This is a genomic window from Chryseomicrobium aureum (genome assembly GCF_016909155.1).
GTDB lineage: Bacteria > Bacillota > Bacilli > Bacillales_A > Planococcaceae > Chryseomicrobium > Chryseomicrobium aureum.
The window spans coordinates 73,472-95,478 of the sequence record NZ_JAFBFG010000006.1; the positions used below are offsets into that span (position 1 = coordinate 73,472).

25 protein-coding genes are annotated in these 22,007 nt (G+C 43.6%); 21 read left to right on the forward strand and 4 right to left on the reverse strand.

The features are described 5' to 3' along the window. Nucleotides 1–12 precede the first annotated feature (12 nt). The 4 genes from JOD03_RS06600 (at nt 13) to JOD03_RS06615 (ending at nt 4,150) form a co-directional block, all read left to right on the forward strand. Nucleotides 13–1,380, forward strand: a complete 1,368-nt coding sequence (locus JOD03_RS06600; RefSeq protein ID WP_204590051.1) for a Mur ligase family protein — start codon at nt 13–15, stop codon at nt 1,378–1,380. 68 nt (nt 1,381–1,448) lie between these two features. Then, nucleotides 1,449–2,036 (forward strand): YdhK family protein, encoded by a 588-nt coding sequence (locus JOD03_RS06605; protein WP_204590052.1) that lies wholly within the window; start codon nt 1,449–1,451, stop codon nt 2,034–2,036. Nucleotides 2,037–2,092: 56 nt separating this feature from the next. Then, complete coding sequence (locus JOD03_RS06610; RefSeq protein WP_204590053.1) at nt 2,093–3,454, forward strand: sensor histidine kinase; 1,362 nt, start codon at nt 2,093–2,095, stop codon at nt 3,452–3,454. Between the two features lie 12 nt (nt 3,455–3,466). Continuing rightward, nucleotides 3,467–4,150, forward strand: coding sequence for a response regulator transcription factor (locus JOD03_RS06615; RefSeq protein ID WP_204590054.1), 684 nt, complete (start codon nt 3,467–3,469; stop codon nt 4,148–4,150). A 33-nt stretch (nt 4,151–4,183) separates the two neighbouring features. Here the strand turns inward: JOD03_RS06615 and guaC are convergent, their stop codons facing one another. Continuing rightward, nucleotides 4,184–5,167 (reverse strand): GMP reductase, encoded by a 984-nt coding sequence (gene guaC / locus JOD03_RS06620; RefSeq protein WP_204590055.1) that lies wholly within the window; start codon nt 5,165–5,167, stop codon nt 4,184–4,186. A 193-nt stretch (nt 5,168–5,360) separates the two neighbouring features. On the opposite strand from guaC, the gene JOD03_RS06625 reads away from it, so the two are divergent. Beyond that, the gene (locus JOD03_RS06625) at nt 5,361–6,068 is read left to right on the forward strand and encodes an AzlC family ABC transporter permease (protein ID WP_204590056.1); all 708 of its coding nucleotides are present in this window, start codon (nt 5,361–5,363) and stop codon (nt 6,066–6,068) included. Further along, complete coding sequence (locus JOD03_RS06630) at nt 6,065–6,394, forward strand: branched-chain amino acid transporter permease (RefSeq protein ID WP_204590057.1); 330 nt, start codon at nt 6,065–6,067, stop codon at nt 6,392–6,394. Before JOD03_RS06625 ends, JOD03_RS06630 begins: the two co-directional genes overlap by 4 nt. A gap of 14 nt (nt 6,395–6,408) precedes the next feature. Here JOD03_RS06630 and JOD03_RS06635 read toward each other — a convergent pair whose 3' ends face one another. After that, on the reverse strand, nt 6,409–6,765 hold the full coding sequence (locus JOD03_RS06635; protein WP_204590058.1) for a cryptochrome/photolyase family protein: 357 nt from the start codon (nt 6,763–6,765) through the stop codon (nt 6,409–6,411). 170 nt (nt 6,766–6,935) lie between these two features. Between JOD03_RS06635 and JOD03_RS06640 the strand changes: the two genes are divergently transcribed. The 4 genes from JOD03_RS06640 (at nt 6,936) to JOD03_RS06655 (ending at nt 10,468) form a co-directional block, all read left to right on the forward strand. Continuing rightward, a complete protein-coding gene (locus tag JOD03_RS06640) occupies nt 6,936–8,267 on the forward strand; it encodes a hypothetical protein (RefSeq protein WP_204590059.1) in 1,332 nt (443 codons plus the stop codon). 36 nt (nt 8,268–8,303) lie between these two features. Beyond that, nucleotides 8,304–9,281: a class F sortase gene (locus JOD03_RS06645; RefSeq protein ID WP_239584869.1), complete on the forward strand. Its 978-nt coding sequence runs from the start codon at nt 8,304–8,306 to the stop codon at nt 9,279–9,281. A 91-nt stretch (nt 9,282–9,372) separates the two neighbouring features. After that, a complete protein-coding gene (locus JOD03_RS06650; protein WP_204590060.1) occupies nt 9,373–9,822 on the forward strand; it encodes a MarR family winged helix-turn-helix transcriptional regulator in 450 nt (149 codons plus the stop codon). A 142-nt stretch (nt 9,823–9,964) separates the two neighbouring features. Further along, nucleotides 9,965–10,468, forward strand: a complete 504-nt coding sequence (locus tag JOD03_RS06655; protein WP_204590061.1) for an LURP-one-related/scramblase family protein — start codon at nt 9,965–9,967, stop codon at nt 10,466–10,468. A gap of 21 nt (nt 10,469–10,489) precedes the next feature. On the opposite strand, the gene JOD03_RS06660 is transcribed toward JOD03_RS06655, so the two are convergent. After that, complete coding sequence (locus tag JOD03_RS06660; RefSeq protein ID WP_204590062.1) at nt 10,490–11,599, reverse strand: M50 family metallopeptidase; 1,110 nt, start codon at nt 11,597–11,599, stop codon at nt 10,490–10,492. A gap of 12 nt (nt 11,600–11,611) precedes the next feature. After that, nucleotides 11,612–12,130 (reverse strand): DUF1648 domain-containing protein, encoded by a 519-nt coding sequence (locus tag JOD03_RS06665; RefSeq protein WP_204590063.1) that lies wholly within the window; start codon nt 12,128–12,130, stop codon nt 11,612–11,614. 281 nt (nt 12,131–12,411) lie between these two features. On the opposite strand from JOD03_RS06665, the gene JOD03_RS06670 reads away from it, so the two are divergent. From JOD03_RS06670 to JOD03_RS06720, 11 genes are all read left to right on the forward strand, one after another. Beyond that, nucleotides 12,412–12,735, forward strand: coding sequence for an HD-GYP domain-containing protein (locus tag JOD03_RS06670; RefSeq protein WP_204590087.1), 324 nt, complete (start codon nt 12,412–12,414; stop codon nt 12,733–12,735). 17 nt (nt 12,736–12,752) lie between these two features. Further along, the gene (locus JOD03_RS06675) at nt 12,753–12,890 is read left to right on the forward strand and encodes a hypothetical protein (protein ID WP_239584870.1); all 138 of its coding nucleotides are present in this window, start codon (nt 12,753–12,755) and stop codon (nt 12,888–12,890) included. A 136-nt stretch (nt 12,891–13,026) separates the two neighbouring features. Next, a complete protein-coding gene (locus JOD03_RS06680) occupies nt 13,027–13,482 on the forward strand; it encodes an Lrp/AsnC family transcriptional regulator (protein ID WP_204590065.1) in 456 nt (151 codons plus the stop codon). 331 nt (nt 13,483–13,813) lie between these two features. Then, nucleotides 13,814–14,755 (forward strand): nickel ABC transporter permease, encoded by a 942-nt coding sequence (gene nikB, locus JOD03_RS06685; protein WP_204590066.1) that lies wholly within the window; start codon nt 13,814–13,816, stop codon nt 14,753–14,755. Nucleotides 14,756–14,769: 14 nt separating this feature from the next. Beyond that, nucleotides 14,770–15,663 carry an ABC transporter permease gene (locus tag JOD03_RS06690; protein ID WP_204590067.1) on the forward strand — a complete coding sequence of 298 codons (894 nt, stop codon included), beginning with the start codon at nt 14,770–14,772 and terminating at the stop codon, nt 15,661–15,663. A gap of 24 nt (nt 15,664–15,687) precedes the next feature. Next, nucleotides 15,688–17,247: an ABC transporter substrate-binding protein gene (locus JOD03_RS06695; protein WP_204590068.1), complete on the forward strand. Its 1,560-nt coding sequence runs from the start codon at nt 15,688–15,690 to the stop codon at nt 17,245–17,247. Nucleotides 17,248–17,255: 8 nt separating this feature from the next. Continuing rightward, complete coding sequence (locus JOD03_RS06700) at nt 17,256–18,308, forward strand: ABC transporter ATP-binding protein (RefSeq protein WP_204590069.1); 1,053 nt, start codon at nt 17,256–17,258, stop codon at nt 18,306–18,308. Beyond that, nucleotides 18,235–19,269 carry an ABC transporter ATP-binding protein gene (locus tag JOD03_RS06705; protein WP_204590070.1) on the forward strand — a complete coding sequence of 345 codons (1,035 nt, stop codon included), beginning with the start codon at nt 18,235–18,237 and terminating at the stop codon, nt 19,267–19,269. The genes JOD03_RS06700 and JOD03_RS06705 overlap by 74 nt, the downstream gene beginning before the upstream one ends. Next, entirely contained in the window at nt 19,269–20,873 is a 1,605-nt protein-coding gene (locus JOD03_RS06710; RefSeq protein ID WP_204590071.1) for a gamma-glutamyltransferase, read from the forward strand. Before JOD03_RS06705 ends, JOD03_RS06710 begins: the two co-directional genes overlap by 1 nt. After that, nucleotides 20,867–21,466 (forward strand): chromate transporter, encoded by a 600-nt coding sequence (locus JOD03_RS06715; RefSeq protein WP_204590072.1) that lies wholly within the window; start codon nt 20,867–20,869, stop codon nt 21,464–21,466. Before JOD03_RS06710 ends, JOD03_RS06715 begins: the two co-directional genes overlap by 7 nt. Beyond that, nucleotides 21,463–21,996 carry a chromate transporter gene (locus tag JOD03_RS06720; RefSeq protein ID WP_204590073.1) on the forward strand — a complete coding sequence of 178 codons (534 nt, stop codon included), beginning with the start codon at nt 21,463–21,465 and terminating at the stop codon, nt 21,994–21,996. Before JOD03_RS06715 ends, JOD03_RS06720 begins: the two co-directional genes overlap by 4 nt. The last annotated feature ends 11 nt before the right edge of the window (nt 21,997–22,007 follow it).

The following is a 22,007-nucleotide window of genomic DNA, read 5'->3' on the forward strand; positions in this document are numbered from 1 at the left end:
GGAGTCGAATTTATGCTGCTAGATGAATTACTTGCACCCCTATCACAAGACCCTTTACCTAAAATAGAACTAACAGGAATTGAAACAAATTCGCTGAAGGTTCGCCCGGGAGATGTATTTTTTGCACTGACGGGCCATGTTTTTGATGGCCATGCCTATATAGAAGATGCAATTGAACGAGGGGCTGTTGCGATCGTTGGTACAAAACCACTAACGTCCCTCAAAGTTCCATACATACAAGTCAAAGATTCTCGCAAAGCTGTGGCGATTGCTGCGAAGCGCTATTATAACAATCCGTCTGCAACCAAAACCGTTATCGGCATCACCGGCACGAATGGGAAGACGACCACTTCATTTTATTTAAAAGAAATGCTTGAGAAGGCGGGGAAAAAGTGCGCACTTTTCGGGACTGTACAATACATCATCAATGGACAAGAATTGCCGTCTCCGAATACGACTCCAGACAGCCTAAATTTTCAGCGTATGCTGCATGAAAGTCAAGATGATGTGGTGATCATGGAAGTATCCTCGCATGGCATTGACCAACTGCGGATTGAAGGAATCGAATTCGATTTTGCTGTATTCACAAATCTTGATCAAGACCATTTGGATTATCACGGCACAATGGAAGAGTACTTTCAAGTCAAAGCGAAGCTCTTTGATCAGCTAAAGCCGGCTGGTGTAGCGGTTGTTTGGACGGAAGGTTACTGGGGGCGTCGTATAGCAGAGAAACTTGAACATGAGTCTCATCACGTACTCGAGCTTTCCAAAGATGCTGTCGCACGTTTTGCAGATAGTAACATTCCATTTCACAATCAAATTAATGCGGTGCTCGCTGCTGCAATCGCTAAAAAGATGATTGTAGAAGAACAGGTTGTCGAGAGAGTCATTAAAGAGTTTTCAGGCGTTCCGGGAAGATTTGAAGTCATTCATGTATCAGGAAATCGACATGTCGTGATTGATTATGCGCACACAGCAGATGCCTTCACGCAAGTACTAGCCAGTGTCCGTAAGCTTGCAAAAGGCCAAGTGATTCATGTCTTTGGTTTTCGAGGAGGGCGAGATGAAACAAAGCGACAGGCAATGATTGAAGCATCTGAAAAGGGGAGTGACATTCAGATATTGACCTTCGATGATTTGAACGGACTACCTGTTCAAGATATGCGCAACCAACTTACAAAATTAAAGTTTACGGGTATACGTATCGATGACCGGACGAAAGCGATTGCCTATGCACTTGAGCAAGCATGCTCTGGTGATTGGGTTGTCATCACTGGAAAAGGGAATGAACTGTACCGTGATCTTTACTCGGCACCTTGTCAAACAGATAACGAGACTGTTGACTGGTATTTCAAAAGAGAAAAAAGTAACTCAATTTAATCATCTGCACAATTTTTTCATATTTTGTGGGTATGCTAAAAGAGACAAAGATAAAGGAGGCATTCCCAATGAAAAAATATACTGGTTTCGCTACTGCCACACTCACGGTAGCTTTATTAGTAGCAGCTTGTGGAGATGCTACTGACGACATGATGATGGATGAGTCACAAATGGAAGAGCATGGTGAGATGGGTCACGGAGAGATGGATCATGGTTCCATGAATCATTCGACAGATGGGTCCATTCCATCTGGCTTACAAGAAGCTGAAAATCCAACATTTGCTGTTGGCGAAACAGCTCTTATAACAGATGCGCATATGGAAGGTATGGAAGGGGTAGAAGCTGAAATCGTGGGCGCGTTTGAGACAACCATCTATACAGTCAGTTATACACCGACATCTGGAGGAGACCCGGTCGAAGATCATAAATGGGTTGTCCATGAAGAATTAGAAGATGCTGGCGAAGCACCTCTAGAAGTGGGTACAGAAGTTACGCTCGATGCTGACCACATGGAGGGAATGGACGGTGCTACCGCTACCATTGATTCAGCTGAAGAAACAACGGTCTATATGGTAAACTATACGGATAAAGTAACTGGAGATGAAGTGACCAACCACAAGTGGGTCACAGAAAGTGAACTATCTCCTGTAAACTAACATCGTGAGAGTCTCTCCATCGTGGGGGGCTCTTTTTTGCAAGGAGGAGGGGGAAAATGAGCAAACTGTCCGTAAAATTGGCTGTGTGCTTTTTAGTGACAATCCTATTGTTAGAAGGCCTCTTGATGATGTATCTGCATCCAAATATCGAACAAGCACGATTGGATGAAGAGTATACGCGACAACTGGATACCGGCGCGAATCACCGGGAGGTTTTAGAAGATAATTTTTCTGAAGAGACCATCCATCATATCTTATTAATGGAGTCGCGCAATGACAGAGGTGTTGCACTCTTGGATGAAGAGCAACAAATAGTCGATGCTTCTGGGCAGATTTCGGCGGAGTGGCAGCAAATCGCCTCGCGCTGGGATTTTTCTATGATTACTGAAGATACGATTTTACAGAGAGAGTGGAGGGGCGAACCCTATTTAGTCAGTGCCCATCCATTTACTACAGAGACAGGGGAGTCCGGAACGCTTGTCATGCTACAGAGTACGTCAGCGATTCAAGCACTGATGGACACGTTAAACTTCCACTTTTTATTAGCAGGGGTAGGCAGTTTGCTTATTCTTGGCGTGATCTATTTGCTTGTGACACGCTTTTTGACGCAGCCTCTCAACCGGATGAAAGTTGCGACAGAAAAGTTAAGTAAAGGCAATTTCAATGTAGTGCTTCCAATTGAAAGTAAAGATGAACTTGGAGAATTGGCAGCCTCTATTCAAAAGTTAGCACGAGACTTAGAACATCTTCAAAAAAATCGAACTGAATTTCTATCTTCCATTTCTCATGAACTTCGTACACCGCTCACCTATTTGGCGGGTTATTCACAAGTAGCGATGCGACTAGATGTGCAGCCTGCTGAAAAACAGCGGTATCTAGAAATTATTCGGGAAGAAACCGTTCGACTGACTGCACTGATAGAGGATCTATTTGAATTAGCCAAGCTTGAAGATCCGAGTTTTCGCATCGTGAAAGAGCAAATTGAAATGGAGCCTTTTGTGCAGAGAATTTGTCAGCGATTGGCCCCATCATTTGAACAACAAAATAGTCACTTACTGTATACTACTGAACCTGGTGTGGTCACGTATGCAGACCCTCTGCGTCTTGAACAGATTTTAGTGAATTTGTTAGACAATGCTCGGCGGTATGGGGGGAAAGGAATAGATACTCAGATTCGCGTTCACCGGGAGGGGGCAAAGACGCGAATTGTAGTAATGGATCAAGGGCAAGGAATTGAGGAGAATGAGCGTGAGGCCATTTTTGACCGATTGTACCGGATCGAGAAATCAAGATCTCGTTCGCATGGAGGGTCGGGTCTTGGTCTGTCTATTGTTAAAGAGCTGGTGGAGGCCCATGGTGGCTCTATTCAAGTGAACAGTGAATTAGGAAAAGGAACAATCTTCACTATTGTAATGTAAGAGGTGAGAGAGATGAAAAAAATTTTACTTGTAGATGACGAACGGCGCATGGTCGAATTGGTCGAGTTGTTTTTAAAACCTCATGGGTTCGACTGTGTGAAAGTAATGAATGGGGCCGAAGCGCTTCATGTGATGCGTACGCAGACCATTCATCTCGTCATCTTAGATATTATGATGCCGGGGATGGATGGGTTCGAAGTGTGTGCGGAGATTCGTAAGCTATCAACAGTACCAATCTTGATGTTAACTGCACGAGAAGGAAAAGAAGCGGTGGTCAAAGGGCTGACGCTTGGTGCGGACGATTATGTCACGAAGCCTTTTGATGAAGAAGAGTTGGTTGCTCGAGTCCTTGCCCTATTGAGGCGAGTTCCAGAGCCAGAGCCTGCAGGGATTGAAATAGATGGTATTCGACTCGATACAGAAAGTTACGCGCTCATTTGGGACAGCGGACATGTCCGGTTGACAATGAAAGAGTATCAATTGGTAGAAGCCCTTATGAAGCATCCCAAAAGAACGTATAGCCGTGAACAGTTGCTAGCCATAGCTTGGGATTATGCAACCCATACAGATCCACGTACCGTAGATTCCCACATGCGTAATCTTCGGGATAAATTAAAAAAGGCAGAATTCCCAATCGATCAGTTCTTGGTAACTGTCTGGGGCATCGGGTATCGTTGGAAAGATGTTACCAAATAAGACCCCTGGGTTGAATCCCAGGGGTCATTTAGTTTAATACACTTTATCTCCATTAAAGATAGAGTTTTTGACAACAACATAGTCGACGTGACGGAGTGCGTCTAGTGTGTCGCCACCCGCGTACGAAATCGCTGATTGTAGGTCTTGTTCCATTTCTGTCAGTGTGTCTTGTAGTTTACCTTTATGCTCGACAAACATTTTCTTCCCCTCGACGTTTTTACGTTCGCCTTTTTGGAATTCAGAAGCAGAACCAAAGTATTCCTTCACGACTTTCCCGTCGACTTCTTTCACTTCTCCTGGAGACTCGTCATGCCCTGCAAACAAAGACCCGATCATCACCATCGAAGCACCAAAACGAACAGATTTTGCAATATCGCCATGTGTACGGATTCCTCCGTCTGCAATGATTGGCTTTGTTGCAGCTTTTCCACACAGTCGAAGAGCAGCGAGCTGCCAGCCACCTGTGCCAAATCCTGTTTTGATTTTTGTGATACACACTTTTCCTGGTCCAATCCCAACCTTTGTTGCATCGGCGCCTGCATTTTCAAGTTCACGAACGGCTTCTGGTGTTCCGACATTTCCTGCAATGACGAACGTTTCTGGAATATGCGACTTAATATGTTGAATCATCCGGATGACTGCATTCGAATGACCGTGTGCGATATCAATTGTAATGTAATCAGGAACAAGCCATTGTTGTTTCAATTCTTCAATAAACGTGTATTCTTCTGGCTTTACCCCAACACTGATCGATGTCACAAGTCCTTTTTCCTGCATCCTCTCAATGAATGCTTTGCGTGCTTCCGGCTGGAAACGGTGCATGATGTAGAAGTACCCGTTCTCCGCTAAATACATAGCGATTTTTTCATCAATGATGGTCTGCATGTTTGCAGGCACGACAGGTAATCGGAACGTGTGGTTTCCAAATTGAATCGACGTATCACACTCTGACCGACTTTCAACGATACATTTATTTGGTACTAACTGAATATCTTCATAATCAAATACATTTTCCATTCATTCCATCCCCTAAAAACGAATATTTTAATTTAAAACACTATTAATGTTCGTCCATTGAGTAATTTACAGCACTTTTTGGAAATTGTCAAAGGCTTATCTGTAGAATTTAAAATAAACCTGAAAATAATGATACTTATAGGAATGGAAATATGGTACAACTGAGGTAGAGAGAGAAGGAGGCTGTTGCACCATGGCATCACCTTTAAGAAGAGCAGCACGTGCGGCTTTTCCTGCGACCATTCCGATACTAGCCGGATTCACGTTTTTAGGAGCGGCGTACGGAATCTATATGACTTCATTAGGGTTTCATCCGATCTTCCCGATTTTGATGAGCTTTTTTATTTTTGCAGGCTCCATTGAATTTATTACAGCGAACCTTTTATTGATGGCGTTTGCTCCATTTCAAGCGTTTTTGCTAGCGATTATGGTGAATGCGCGCCACCTGTTCTATGGGCTATCGATGCTCGAGAAATACCATTCTGTTGGGAAGAAGAAGTTGTATCTAATTTTCGGCATGTGTGATGAATCATTTTCTATAAATTATACAGCGAAGCCAGATCCCACGATTGATAAAGGATGGTTCATGTTTTTTGTCACGCTCTACAATCACATGTATTGGGTGGGAGGTTCGACGATTGGGGCAGTACTGGGTCAATTCATCACATTCAATACAGATGGCCTGTTGTTCGTAATGACGGCTTTGTTTGTGGTGATTTTCTTAGAAAACTGGCTACAAGAAAAACGCCATACAAGTGCGATGATTGGGCTGGTTGCATCCGTTGCTGCACTGATGATATTTGGCGCGAATCAGTTCGTCATTCCGGCGATGATCGGGATTTTGATAATTTTAATTGCTTTCCGGAAGCCGCTTGAGCGAAGGGAAGTGAAGCCGTTTTGACATTGACGCAACAGATTATAACGATTGCAGTAGTTGTACTCGGTACGATGTTGACGCGGTTTTTACCGTTCTGGATTTTCCCAGCGGATAAACCGACGCCAGGCTATGTGTTGTTCTTAGGACGCTTATTACCGCCAGCTGTACTTGGCCTATTGGTGATTTATAGTGTGAAAGATGTGGAATGGACCGGGGGATTATACGGGTTACCCGAGATACTTGGGATTTTACTGATTGTCGGTTTACATATATGGAAGCGCAATATGTTACTCTCCATCGCAGGGGGAACGATTTTCTATATGATGCTCGTTCAAACGATCTTTGCATAAAAACAACCTCCCGCTCAGTCCGAGTAGGAGGTTGTTTTGTTGTCTAGATGAAACGCACCGGAAGCTAGCTGCGCTTTTAAAGATGCAGCCTTTTTCCGTATGGCTTCTTTGTCTTCTTCAGCGTGTTTCTCCCATGCCTCTTGAAACGACTCTGCCTCTCGGTAATCTACCGTATATCCTTTGTTTTTTAGTTCTTCCGCAAAGTGACGCATTGCTGAAAACACGAGAACAAGCTTCTGTTTGTGGTAGTTTTGCCAGGTCGAACGAGAGTGCGCTTCGACAAACAAAAAAACATCCGTTTCTTTATCTGCTTCTTTCACAATGGGTAAGTCATGTGAAAGATGACTTCCAAAAATCCATCGCGTCGCCATCTGATCCCCTCCAATTAAATTGAGTATACGAAACAAATACACACGTGTCTAAAACCGTGTGTTTCTGGAGCAAAATCAGCAATTACTTCAACAATTCTTCGTTAAAAAGTGATCCATTCTGCGAATTCTTTCGTTAGCTCGTTATAGAGAAAAATGAAGGAGTGGATACTATGAAGAAACAAAAAATTATAGCTCCGCTTGCCGGGGCTGTTCTTTTATTATCTGGCATCACAACAGCGAGTGCTGCGGAACAAGCACCCACAACTGATACTTCCGGTGTTGAGCTACGGGCAACTTTAGATGCCTTGTTATCTGAACACTATGTACTGGCTGTTGATAGCATGATGAAGATTTATGATGGTGATGAAGCAGCAGAAGCAGCAATGGATGCACTCGATGAAAATGCAGCAGATATGGAACCAGTCATTGCTTCTGTTTATGGAGAAGAAGGCGGTGCGGCATTCGTTGAAATCTTTGATAAACACAACACAGGGACGGATGACTACGCACTTGCTGTGAAAAATGGAGATGAACAACTAAAGCAAGAAGCATTGGATGGGATTCAAGCATTCGTTACCGAGATGGGCGACTTCTTAGGAACGGCTACTGAAGGAAATCTTCCAGCGGACGGGGCAAAAGAAGCGTTACGGACACATGAAGACTTCGTTCAAGATACATTTGATTTATATGTGGAGGGCGAGTACGAAGCGTCTTATATGACTTATTTAGAAGGGTTTAAACAAATTTTTGGAGCAGGAGCTGCAATCAGTGGAGCGATCCATGCACAGTTCCCCGACCAATTTACAGACCCGAACACGCCAGCTGGTGATTTCCGTTCGACTGTTAATCGTCTCGCAGCAGAACACTTTGCACTAGCACACCTAAGCTTAACAAAAGGGTTCACAGCTTCAGAAGACTTTGACTTTGTAGACTGGGCGCAGGACCAAAATACCGCTGAGTTTACTGGCGCAATCTCCACTTTTTACGGTGAGGAAGCAGCCACTCAGTTTGAACAAATTTGGACAGGAGAGCATCTTTCTGCACAAAGTGATTTAGCATTTGCTCGAGCAAATGAAGATCAAGAGGCGATTGATGAAGCAACACAGGCCTTAACGAACGCATTTGCTGAAGAGCTGGGAACATTCTTAAGTGAAGCGACAGAAGGGCGAATGCCTTTAGAAGATACAGTTGCTGCAATTGCTGCACATGAAAAGTTTGTAATCGATACATTCAACTTTTATGTGACAGGTGATTTTGACGGCTCCTATTCTACGTATCGCGATGGATATGCGATTATGTTCGACCTTGGAGAATTGTTGAGTTTTGCGATTGTCGACCAGTTCCCAGAAGAATTTACGACAACGGCACCTGAAAAAATGCCAGCCACAGGTCTTGGTGGTTCAGAAGCAAACTCTACGATGAACCTATGGGTAGCGTTAAGTACATTGATTCTTCTTTCAGCAGGAGCTGTAATGTACCGCCAACGAAATGCACAAAACTAATACTAAAGAATTCTCGTTGAAGGGAGGAGGGTATTCATGATGAAACGCTTTTTACCACTTGTTGTGGCATTACTTCTGATTGTTGGTCTATTTATAATGTTAGATCCGATAGGAGATGAGCCGACAGGAGCAGAAGGGCAATCGACAGAATCGAAAGAACCGCCCCGTCAAAAAGTAAAAACATTGACGGAGATTCAAGACGATGTCGATAAAATCGCCGAATTCCCGATTCTCCCTAAGCAACGTGAAAAATTGAAAGAATTGCAAAAGCAACGTTTAAATGCGATTCAGGGAATGGAACCCCAGACTATTGAAATACCTTCTATTGGAGTTAAAGCTACTGTACAACCAACAGGCGTATTGGAAAATGGTGAAATGGGGGTTCCGGATGATCCGGACGAAGTAGGGTGGTTTGAACCTGGATACAAAGTGGGGGCAAAGGGACACTCTGTTCTAGCGGGCCACGTCGACAGCACAACCGGACCTGCTATCTTTTATGATCTTAAAGATATAGAAGTAGGAGAGCAAGTCATTATTACAGACTCCACTGGACGAGAGATGGTGTTTGAAGTAACGAATAAAGTGAGCTATAAAACTGAAGAAGCACCAATACGTGAGATTTTTGGACCGTCAAATCAACAAATGTTGAATTTGATTACATGTACAGGAACATTTAACCGGGATGTTGGATCGCACGATCAACGTCTAGTGGTTACGACAAAGCTTGTATCAGATTCTAGCGTGTTGGAAACAGAACCCGAAGCGCCTTCAAACATCTCCTTAAATGAAGCAACGAGTACACTTTCATGGCATGCCGTTCGCGATGACGCAATTATTGGTTACCGCATTTACGCGCAAGATCCCGAAACGGGAGAAATGGAAAAGATTCAAACAGTGTCACTCTTTGATCGTAAGAAAGTAGTTGTAGATGGAGTTGAAGGGACAAAATACTTCATTTCTTCAGTAGACGTAGACTTAAACGAATCAGAACCAGCAGAAATGGAATCCGAATAAATGCTCGAGGAGTGCATGGGAGAGAACCATGCACTTCTCTTCTTCTTTATATTGTTTAGTGCTAAAATACAAGAGAAAGAGGGGGATGGATATGACAGAGAAATCGAAAGATTTATTTGAGTTGATTCATTCTGCTGAAGCAGTGACAAATGAGGCAATTATGCGCTGGAATGAAGAATTCGAACATCCACTTGGTATTTCACCAATCCTCGTGTTGGCTGAGTTGAAACGAAAAGGTCCACAAAATTCGATGAAACTTGCAGAAGGATTACATTTTACAGGTGGTGCGATGACCAATATTGGGAACAAACTTGTAAAGTTAGAATTGGTAGAGCGTTTAGCAGTTGAGGGAGATCGCCGTCAAACCAAGCTTTCTATTACAGAGGCAGGAGAGCGAGTGCTGGAAGAGGCGACTCAGTTGGGCCGTAAGCATCGTTTGGAGCTTTTTAGTATATTATCGGAACAAGAAGTTGAACAGTACTTAGCCATCAATCAAAAACTATTGACGGTCTTACGTGAACGTAAACAAGGAACAAAATAGACAAGACTAGTAGCTTCTTTAAACAAAATGAGAGACGCTACTTTTCTACACACCCTTTCTCGTTTAGTATGCCATGAAATTGAATCTTTTGCTTCCGTACTTCGTAAAGATATGTAGGTACAACGCGGAAGGGGATGCGGATATGAGACAACTCTATATCAAACAAAAAGTCTTTAGTTTAAATGGACAATTCACAGTGAAAGATGAGAACCAGAACGATGCTTATTTTGTAGAAGGTAGCTTCATGAAGATTCCAAAGACCTTCAGTATCTTTGACACGTCACGCACAGAAATTGCTATGGTTACGAAGAAAACCTTTAGTTTCTTACCCCAGTTCTTTCTAGAAGTGAACGGGCGTCAAATGATCACAATCAAAAAAGAGTTCTCCTTCTTCAAAGCGCGTTACACGATTGACGCTGCCGGAATTGAAGTACAAGGGAATTGGTGGGACATGACATTTGATGTTCTTCAAAATGGAGAAGTCATTGGGAGTGTATCGAAAGAATGGTTTGCTTGGGGAGATAGCTATCAAGTCACCATCTACAAGGAATCTATGGAAGAAATTATGATTGGATTGGTAGTCGCGATTGATTGCGTGAAAGCAGATGAAGCGGCTGCATCGAATGCCGCTACGTCATTCAATTAAAAAGCAGCTGGCCTCATGGGGTCAGCTGCTTCTTACGTCCTGGAGTAAATCACGTAGCACAGACTTCAGAGCGATAGCTTCTAAATAGAGTGGATGCCAATCGCCTAACTCTTTTTCAGTGGCATAAATAGCGGTTATCGCCTCATTCCTATCACCAGAAATAAGTGCTAAATACGCATCGCGCAGATGACGAGAGACCTTGTCACGGTCACTAATTTGGCGGAGCTTTTCTTCAATACCCGGTTCTGTCCTCAATCTTCCAGCGTAATAGTAGTTCGTAATAACCGAGAGATCTGTAATGTCTTCTAAAATAGTACTTTGCTTTGTCCGCTCTAAAAACGCTCTGTCTTCGGAAAGCTCTATAATGCGTTCGGGGTCTCGAGAATAGTAGTACGGACTAACAGAAGCCAATAAAGACGCTGCAAGAGGCCAATTTTTATAACGTAAGATGATTTCTTCTGCTTCTTGCATGACATCATTCGTCCAACGTCCAGAGGCTGTGGGGTCTTGTTGCAATAGCTTATAGCTGATCAATAACAGATCTGCCCCTGGCTCTTTTCCTTTTAACATCGCAATCACTCGCCCGTCTGTCTGGGCACCACCAGTTTCCATCGATGTAAGGTTTGAGAGACCTGTAAACAGTTGAACTAGCGCAAATGTAAACCAGCCACTCCATCCGTAAATGTAGGATGGAATGAGTAGGGAGACGGCTACGACTATATTCGCTACAGGACCTCCGTAAATGAAAGGAATCAATCGTCTCCGCATTTCATGATCTGGTAATTGTGTGGGGAAGCGCAACATTGCACGTCCTATGTATCCCATAGCAGGTGCCTTAAAATAGAATTTAGATGCTCCATTTGTCTTTGCATAGATGAAGGGTCCGTAAGAAAGGTTCATCACTTCCATACCCGAAAGCTTACCAGCAAGTGCATGACCAGTTTCGTGTAAAATAATAGCGAAAATAAAACTAGCAATCGCGATGAGTAGAATTGATAGAACACTCATTAAGCTGATAGTGATGTCATGGGTAAAGTAGTAACTGACGATTGCGAACCCTACTATACCTCCAACGAGGAATTGAGAGAGCTGGGTCTTCCAACTTGATTTACCTCTTTGTTTAGTTTCCATCGGAAAGCTCCTTTATGATTTTTGTTTCGACTGATACCGAAACATCTGGATGAAGAAGTAAATCACCGGCGCAAATGTCCCCGTCAAAAATACTGGCATGAACCAGTTTTCTAAGAATGGTGAATGGCCACGTGCAATTTGAACGACATCCCATGACAACCACGCAAACCCTGCCACAATGACAAACGTGATCCATACAAGCAGATTTCGGGACAATCGATAATAGAAAGGCGCATTTTCTTCTGTTATGTTAACAGGAAAGTTGTGCCATTCTGGCTTCTTTCGTAACCAAATCATGAAGAAACCCAGTACTCCAGAAATCACTGGCAACATGATCAATTCCCATTTTGACCCCCATCGTGTCACTTCTCCATTGATTCCAAAGTGACCCGGAACCTCAGCGGGGATATCTCCCCATATTAAGGCAAGCCAACCTACCCAAACACTATAAATTCCTATACTCAAAAAAACGAATACCCGCTCTACGAACGTAGACTCAAGTTCCACGTGTGGTCGATTTTGTTTCCACATAAAAATCACTCCTTAGGTTACCTACGAGAGGAGTGAGGGAAAGTTTCACTAGGTTAGAGCCCGTAATGTAAAATGACTGCGAGGATAAGAATATGGAAAATTTGGTCCGAGACAATCGATAACAAAGATAGTTCGTTATTGCGCATGATGACTCGGTTCCACCACTGGATAAAATCGCGTCGGTCTAACAGGATGTTGGAAATGAACACAATTCCTATAGCAAGAGGTGACAAAGCAAATCCGCCCCACCAAGAGACAAGGAAGATGAAGAATATCATGTGATGAAAGAGCATTCGACGATTGGTTATGACGTATTTAAACATTCCAATCGGGACCTGTTAAAAGTGGCGGCATTCATTGCCCATCAGCAGCACGAACGATGGAATGGCAGGGGCTACCCACAAGGGTTAAAAGGTGAAGAAATTCATATCTTTGGACGGATTATAGCCATAGCGGATGTCTTTGACGCCCCTGGCAGCAACCGTATTTATAAGAAGGCTTGGTCAGATGAAGAGATTACGGACCGGCAATTGCCGTCAATGCCAATGACTTACTCGATTACTTTGGCCGGACAATCAATATCGCAGCCCGCATGCAACAGTTGAGTAAGGGGCATGATATCGTGATGGCAAAAGATGTATTCGAAGAAATCTCGAGCGACTCGCCTCTTCTCGATGGCATTAGGATTGAGCATGTTACAGCGGAAATTAAAGGCATCGATAAAGAAATGAATGTGGTTCGCTTCATTTGCAAAAACTGACAAGGTTCACTATTTCCCGGGAAATATCGACAAGCATATCCTTCGAAATGAACGAAATGATATTTTTGTGGTTTCAATATGTTTTAAAATAGGGTATATTTTAAACAAAATGTATTCTTTAAAGAGGGAAGATAGAATGACTGTACAAATTGATCAAACAGATAAGCGCATACTTGAACTACTCATTCAAAACGGGCGTATGTCATATGTGGATATTGGAAAAGAATTAAACTTATCACGTGTAGCGGTTCGTGAACGTGTACATGATTTACAGAAACGTGGCGTTATTGAGCGCTTTACGGTAGTTGTCAATTCAGAAAAAGTAGGAAAGAGTGTGTCTGCTTTCTTTGAAGTAGATTGTGAACCAAAATCATTGGTCGAGGTTGCCGAAAATTTAGCAGAAAACGCAAGTGTGGCTAGCTGTTATCAAATGACAGGGCCTTCCACTCTACATATGCACGTCCTCGTTGATGACTTTCAAAGTTTGGAAAAATTCATTAATGAAGAGTTATATGCTTTTGAAGGGATTACACGTGTAGAAAGCCATATTTTACTTCGAAGATTCAAAAGTCGCTCCGGTCTAAAACTTTAATAATTTTGATTTACATAGCTCCTGACTAATTGTCAGGGGTTTTTATTTACCATTTTTTAGAATTTTATACAAACAGGTTGTATAGATTAAGTTTTTATAATGAATAGTTTGTTACTTACGTTTGTATCTGAAAAGTTTAGAATTAACAACAAAACGTAACTAAATGAACAAATAATACGATATTAATTAAAATAAATGTGTAAATTCAAATTTATTTGAAAAATAGTGTAGATTTTTAGAATTATCTGTTTTATACTCAAAAACAATAAATAATTAACTTTTGTTAATTTAAACATAATTATTGATTAACAAATGTATAAGGGGGTACGGAATGATCACATTAATCGTTCGTCGTGTAGGAGAATTGCTTCTTCTACTACTCGGGATTTCGTTTCTAGTATTTGGTTCCATGTATATTGCTCCAGGGGACCCGGCTAGCATGATTGGGGGTCCGACGGCCACAGAAGCTGATTTAGAAAACATACGAGAAAATTTGGGGTTGAATGATCCTTTCTTGGTCCAATATGGCCGGTATTTAGGAAATGCCGTACAAGGAGACTTTGGATACTCCTATCAAACCAAACAGTCGGTAGCGGATGCCATAGCCGTTCGCTTTCCGAACACATTAAAGTTAGCCATTGCTAGTATGGTGGTCGCTGTTGTGATTGGTCTCGTTGCAGGACTGATATCGGCCCTGCGGCACAACTCATGGCTAGACTTCACATCGACTACATTTGCACTAGCCGGTATATCAATTCCGAACTTTTGGTTAGGCGCTCTATTAATTTTAGTGTTTGCGGTAAATTTACAATGGCTTCCGGTCGGAGGGTTAAGTGAACCATTCTATACAGCTGAAGGGTTTAAACAACTGATTTTACCAGCCATCACCTTAGGAACGGGTTCAGCGGCCATGATTGCTCGAATGACCAGGTCCTCTATGTTAGAAGTGGTTCGTGCAGATTATGTTCGAACGGCCCGCGCGAAAGGTGTAAAAGAGACAAAGGTCATTTGGGTCCATACACTGAAAAATGCCATGATTCCTGTCATCACAGTCATTGGATTGAATTTTGGATTCTTACTAGGTGGGACCATTATTACAGAAAAAGTATTTGCGATTAACGGTGTAGGTCGATTAATGATTGATGCCATCGCAATGCGAGATTTTCCACTTGTTCAAGGTTCGGTACTACTCGTCGCCACACTTTTTGTTGTGGTGAACTTGATTGTTGACATTGTTTACACGTACGTAGATCCTCGAATCAAATACGAATAGAAAGGAGGCTGACGATGTCTACCACATTCTCCGTAGAGACTCCTCAAGTCCGAACAAAGAAGAAAGATCGATTTGTTGTATCTACAATGAAACGATTGTTGAAAAACAAGTTGGCGGTAGTTGGGCTGATCATCATTGCGATTCAAGTTATTATGGCGCTCACCGCACCTTGGATTACATCTTATGATCCTGCGACACAACAACTGACTAAGAGTGAATTACCTGTCATGTCAGAAGGACATATCCTCGGTACAGACAATTATGGAAGAGATGTATGGACACGCATTGTCTATGGCGCACAAATTTCACTTGTGGTGGCGATCACTGCCGTTACATTAGGACTCCTCGGTGGTGTAGTGCTCGGTATGCTGGCTGGTTACTACAAAAAATGGGATGCCGTCATTATGCGTTTTGTCGATCTGTTGTTCGCATTTCCAGGTATCTTACTAGCGATGTTGATTATCGCAATTTTAGGAACAAGCTTGATAAATGTCGCTATTGCCATCAGTATTTGGTCCATTCCGACGTGTGCGAGAATTGTGCGCGGTTCGGTTCTCTCTATTAAGGAAAAGGAATACATCATGGCGATGAAGTCTATGGGTGCTTCGGACCTTCGGATCATGGTGAAACATATTCTTCCGAATGCTTTAGCACCGATCATTGTTTTTGCCACGATGCGTATGGCAACCGCCATCCTCTCCACGGCTGCACTCAGTTACCTTGGCCTTGGTGCTCAACCTCCAACACCTGAATGGGGCGCAATGATTGCGCAAGGTCAGGATTATATGTGGACATCCCCTCACTTAACTGTAATTCCGGGGATTGCTATCATGCTAACGGTATTTGCTTTCAATGTAGTAGGTGACGGATTACGGGATGCACTGGATCCAAATATGGATCTGAATTAACTAATAAAAGGGAGGAAATGAAGAATGAAAAAGGTATGGGTACTTTTTGTAGCACTTATCGCAGCAGTGGTATTAGCGGCTTGTGGAGGGGAATCGAGCTCTGCACCAAGCCAAACAAATGAAGGAGGAACGACAGAAGCAGGGGGTGGAGAAATTGAAGAATTTGTGTACGCTTCGACTTCTGATGTAGCCGGCCTTTCACCAATTTTGACAAACGATTCGGTTTCAGCCAATGTCCAAGAACATGTTTACGAAACGCTGTTTGAACGCGATACGGATACAGGGGAGTTGATTCCATCTCTTGCAGAATCGTATGAAAACCCTGATGAGTTAACTTGGATTTTTAAGATTCGCGAAGATGTAGTTTTCCATGACGGGACACCTCTTAATGCAGAATCTGTTAAGTACACATTCGATAAATTGCGTGATCCAGCTACTGCTGCACCACGTGCATCTTTACTTGAACCAGTGGATGAAATTACTGTAGAAGACGAATTCACTGTAAAAATCACAACAAAGTATCCATACGGGCCGTTCTTAGCTTCTTTGGCACACTCAAACGCAGCTATTGTAAGTCCAACAGCTGACCAAGCGCAAGACTTGATGAGCAACCCTGTAGGTTCAGGTCCATTTAAGTTTGTCAGCTATACACCAGGTGACCAAGTTGTTCTAGAAGCATTTGAAGACTACCGTGACGGCGCACCAGATATTAAGAAGCTCGTTTTCAAAGTTGTCCCTGAAATATCAACAGCAATCTCTATGCTTCAAACAGGAGAAGTTGATTTTATCGATAACTTGCCAAGTGAGCAGATTGCACGAATTGAATCTATCCAAAATGTCGATATTGAGAAAAAAGATGGAACATCTGTCTTCTATTTGGCTTTCAACCAATCACGACCAGAGAATCAAGATGAGAATTTTCGTAAAGCGGTTGCGGCTGCTGTAGACCGTGATACATTCGTTGGTAAATTAAATGGCTTAGGTCTTCGAAGCGACAGCGTATTAGGACCTATGGTATTTGGTTACAATGAATCAAAAAACGCAGCAGGGCAAGCTTATGATCCGGAACTCGCCAAGCAACTTGTTGAAGAAAATGGGTATGGTGATCGAACGATTTCTCTACTCACTGCGAACCGTGATAATTTTATTTTGATGGCAGAAATTGCTCAAGCTCAGTTAACGGAAGCTGGATTTAATGTAAAGATCGAAACGATGGAATGGGCAACATTCTTAGATACAGCTCGTGCTGGCCAATTTGACATTACGTTCTTAAGTTGGGCGAACTTAACACAAGATGGATCAGAAATGTTCTATCCGAACTTGCACACTGACAATATCGGTTCTTCTAACCGTGCACAATATTCGAATGCCGAGTTTGATGAGTTAGTCGATGCGTCTCGTACATCGGTTGACCAAGAAGAGCGTTTAAACTACTTGGATCAAGCGAATGGATTATTGCTCGAGCAGAATGATGTCGTCGTCATGTACCATGGTGTCGTAACTGGGGCGATGAACAGTGAGTATACAAATTTAATTCTCGAACCAAATGGAAAATGGACACTTAAAGATGTAACAAGAAAGTAGGAGATTCGATGAAGGAGACATTACTTGAAGTTAACAACTTGGTTACTGAATTCCGTACAAAGGAAGGTCCAGTCCAAGCGGTTCGGGATGTCACCTTTTCAGTTCGAAAAGGAGAAACTCTCTGTATCGTAGGGGAGTCTGGTTGCGGAAAGAGTATTACATCTCTTTCCGTCATTGGACTTTTACCTGAAAATGGACGTATTGCTAATGGAGAAGTTCGGTATAAAGGCGAAGCCATCCACAATCTCTCAGCGGAAAAAAAGAGATTGATGCGCGGCTCTGAAATATCGATGATTTTTCAAGAGCCTATGACGGCTTTAAACCCAGTTTTGACGGTGGGCTATCAACTAAGAGAACCACTGATGATTCATCATGGAATGTCGAAGCAACAAGCGACGACTCGTGGTATCGAATTACTGAATCAAGTAGGGATTCCTTATCCAGAAAAGCGAATGAATCAATACCCGCATGAACTGAGTGGGGGAATGCGCCAGCGTGTGATGATTGCCATTGCATTAGCCGGCGACCCGGGGTTATTGATTGCAGATGAACCGACAACAGCGTTAGATGTTACGATTCAAGCGCAGATCTTAGATCTGATTAATGAACTGAAAGACCGTCTGGATATGGGGGTCATGTTTATTACTCATGATATGGGTGTTGTGGCTGAAGTTGCAGACCGTGTGATGGTCATGTATGCTGGCCAAAAAATTGAGGAAGGTCCAGTAGAGGAAATCTTTGATCGACCGAAGCATCCATATACAAGAGGATTACTTGGTTCGGTGCCAAATGTGGATGACCCAACATTTGAGCTTCACCCAATTCCTGGAACCTTGCCAAGTTTGACCGAGCAAATTCAAGGGTGTCGGTTCCACCCGCGTTGTCTATTTGCAATGGACCGATGCCGCCAGCAGGTTCCCCCGGAAGATGACTTAGGGAACGGGCATTATGTAAGTTGTTGGTTAACAAGAGAGGAGGCAGTATCTGATGGTGTTGGCACAAACGACGAAGGAACAGCAACAAGAAGCGAAGACGCCCCTCTTAAAGTTGCACAACGTTAAAAAGTATTTTCCGATTAAAGGTGGTTTACTTAAGCGCGTTCAAGGGCATGTGAAGGCCGTTGAATCCGTTTCCTTTGAACTGATGGAAGGCGAAAGTTTGGGTGTCGTCGGAGAATCCGGTTGTGGGAAGTCCACTCTAGGTCGAACCATTTTAGGATTAGAAGAGATTACAGATGGTCAAGTGTACTATCGTGACCAGGAAATCCAAAATTTAAAACGCCATGAAAAGAAGAAGTTTGTGAAAGAAATGCAAATGATCTTCCAAGATCCTTATGCTTCTTTAAATCCTAGACAGCGTGTAGGCGATGCCCTTGTAGAAGTGTTCTCGATGCATACAAATCTTTCTGCGAAAGAAAAAAGAGATGCTGTCGTAGATCTGCTGAAAGAAGTAGGTCTAAAAGAAGAACATTTTGATCGGTATCCTCATGAATTTAGTGGAGGACAACGACAACGCATCGGAATTGCACGAGCGATCGCATTAAATCCATCGTTTATCATTTGTGATGAAGCGGTCTCCGCGCTCGATGTTTCCGTTCAAGCGCAAGTCTTAAAGTTATTAAAAACCATTCAAGAGAAATATAACCTTAGCTATCTATTCATCTCTCACGACTTAGGTGTGGTACGATATTTCTGTGACCGCGTCTTAGTAATGTATTTAGGAAACAGTGTAGAATTAGCGAAAGTAGAAGAACTTTTTGAAACCCCTCTTCATCCGTATACTCAAGCGCTTCTCTCAGCTATTCCACGCCCATCCGTCCATGCCAACGTGAAACGAGTGCGCTTACAAGGGGATTTACCGAATCCGGCAAACCCACCAAGTGGGTGTCCATTCCATACACGTTGTCCGATTGCCCAAGACGTCTGTGTCCAATCCAAACCAGAATGGCAAGAATATCAACCAGAGCATTTTGCAGCCTGTCATTTTGCAGGAAAGAGTATACTCGAAGGAGCTGACGTATAGTGGATTATTTATACCATCCCTTTCCAGGGAAACGAAATACCGTATTTGGAAAAAACGGCATGGTGGCAACATCTCAACCACTTGCTGCCCAAGCAGGACTAGATATTTTAAAACAAGGTGGAAACGCCATTGATGCAGCCATTGCAACTGCAGCCGCATTGACAGTTGTTGAACCGACATCAAATGGAATCGGTGGCGACGCCTTTGCTCTTGTCTGGGTAAAGGACAAGTTACACGGATTGAACGCTTCCGGACCTGCGCCACAGTCCATTTCTGCTGATAAATTGAAAGAAGCGGGACACAAAAATGTCCCTGTGTTTGGCGTACTTCCTGTGACGGTTCCTGGCGTTCCTGCTGGGTGGGTAGCCCTATCAAAGAAATTTGGAAAGCTGCCGCTAAAAGACGTGTTGGCCCCTGCCATCCGCTACGCAGAAGGAGGGTACCCGATCTCCCCAATCCTCGGAAAGTTCTGGGGCCTTGCGCATAAGAAGTTTAAAGAAACGCATACGTCGGAAGAGTTTGCAGGTTGGTTCGAGACATTCGCGCCATCTGGGGAAGCTCCGAAGATTGGTGAGCTATGGTCTTCATCAGGACATGCATCGACGTTACGTGCGATTGCAGAAACGGAAGCGGAAGCCTTTTATAAAGGTGAACTTGCCGATCAGATGGATACTTTCATGAAAAAACACGGCGGGTATTTATCAAAAGAAGATCTTGCTGCGTATGAACCCGAATGGGTAGAACCGTTATCGGCCAATTACAAAGGCTATGATGTGTGGGAAATTCCTCCTAACGGACAAGGCATGATTGCACAAATGGCATTAAAAATCTTCGAGAAAACAGGTGAAAATCATTGGCAGGATGTCGACAGCTTACACCGTCAAATCGAAGCGATGAAACTTGCGTTCACAGATGGCAAAGCATTTATTACGGAACCGAGTGAAATGCCAGTTGACCCGCAGCATCTGCTTTCAGATGAGTATGCATCGAAACGTGCGAAACTTATTGGTGACGAAGCACTTCAACCGGAACCATACGATCTTCCGCGCGGAGGTACAGTCTATTTAGCAGCGGCAGATAATGAAGGCAACATGATTTCTTATATTCAAAGTAACTATATGGGCTTCGGTTCAGGCATAGTTGTGCCAGGTACAGGGATTGCCCTACAGAACCGTGGGCATGATTTCTCGCTGGATCCGGAACATCCAAACTACTTAAAGCCAGGGAAACGAACGTATCACACGATTATACCTGGATTCCTTTCAAAAGATGGCAAAGCCGTTGGACCGTTTGGTGTCATGGGTGGATACATGCAGCCACAAGGACACTTCCAGGTCGTTGCAAGTACAGTAGACCATCACTTGAATCCGCAAGCGACACTAGATATGCCAAGATGGCAGTGGATTGAAGGAAAGACGATTCATGTCGAACCGGAATTCCCGAACTACTTGGTTCAGGCATTGATTCGCAAAGGACATACAGTACAGGTCTTACCGGATGGAGGAAGTTTTGGACGTGGTCAAATCATTTGGCGAGATCCTGAAACGGGCGTACTCCAAGGTGGGACCGAATCACGGACAGATGGATCAGTCGCTGCTTGGTAGCACGTCAACATGTAAAGACAGCAGATGAACGCTCGACTGGTCGTCTTTACAAAGAACTGGCGCTTGGATTCTTCCGCGTTGGGATCTTCGGATTTGGAGGCGGACCGTCTTCTATCCCGTTAGTTCATACAGAGGCAGTGAAGAAATATAAATGGATGACCGATGACGAATTTGGTGATATCCTTGCCCTCGCCAATACAATGCCGGGACCGATTGCCACGAAGATGGCGGGCTATATCGGGTACCGCGTGGCGGGCATGCTGGGGCTACTGATTGCCCTTGTGGTCAATGTAGTGCCTACAGTCATTGCGGTGATTCTGTTGCTCAACTTATTAGCAGCGTATAAAGATCTACCGGTGGTGAACAATATGGCCAGCGCAGTCATCCCAGTGGTGACTGTCATGCTTGGGGTCCTCGCATGGGATTTTGTGAAAAAATCTGGGGATTCGATTGGCTGGGCAAAAGCCATATTTGCGATTGTCATTGCTTATGTTGCCATGTATGTATTGAACATTCACCCAGCCTTTGTGATTCTTGCAGTGTTTGCACTCATCTTCTCGCCACTTCTCACGAAAAGGAGGAAACGCCTATGATTTACTGGGAACTGTTTCTCGCCTTCTTGATTCCGGGAATTCTCGGGTACGGAGGAGGACCTGCTGCTATTCCACTCGTACAAGTGGAGGTCGTGGATCGCTACGGCTGGATGACCAACCCGGAGTTCTCGGAAATGGTTGCTGCCGCAAACGCGCTTCCGGGACCGATTGCGACGAAGATGGCTGGATTTGTAGGGTATGATCAAGCAGGTGTGCTCGGGGCGATGGTTGCTCTCTTTGCGAGTGTCGGTCCCTCCCTCCTGATGATGATTGTGCTACTAAACATTCTATGGCGCTACAAAAATTCGCCGTATGTGAAAAACCTAACGAAATGGGTTCGTCCGGTTATTGCGGTTCTGTTGGTCGTCCTTACCTTTCAATTCTTTTTTGATTCCTATGAAATAAATGGGGCGTGGATCACCGTGTTTTTAGTGATTGGCGCTTATATCTTATTGGAACGTGTAAAACTGCATCCGGCAGTTGTGATTTTACTTGCTCTTGGATTTGGGGCTGTGACGACGTACATCTAATAGTAAAAAAC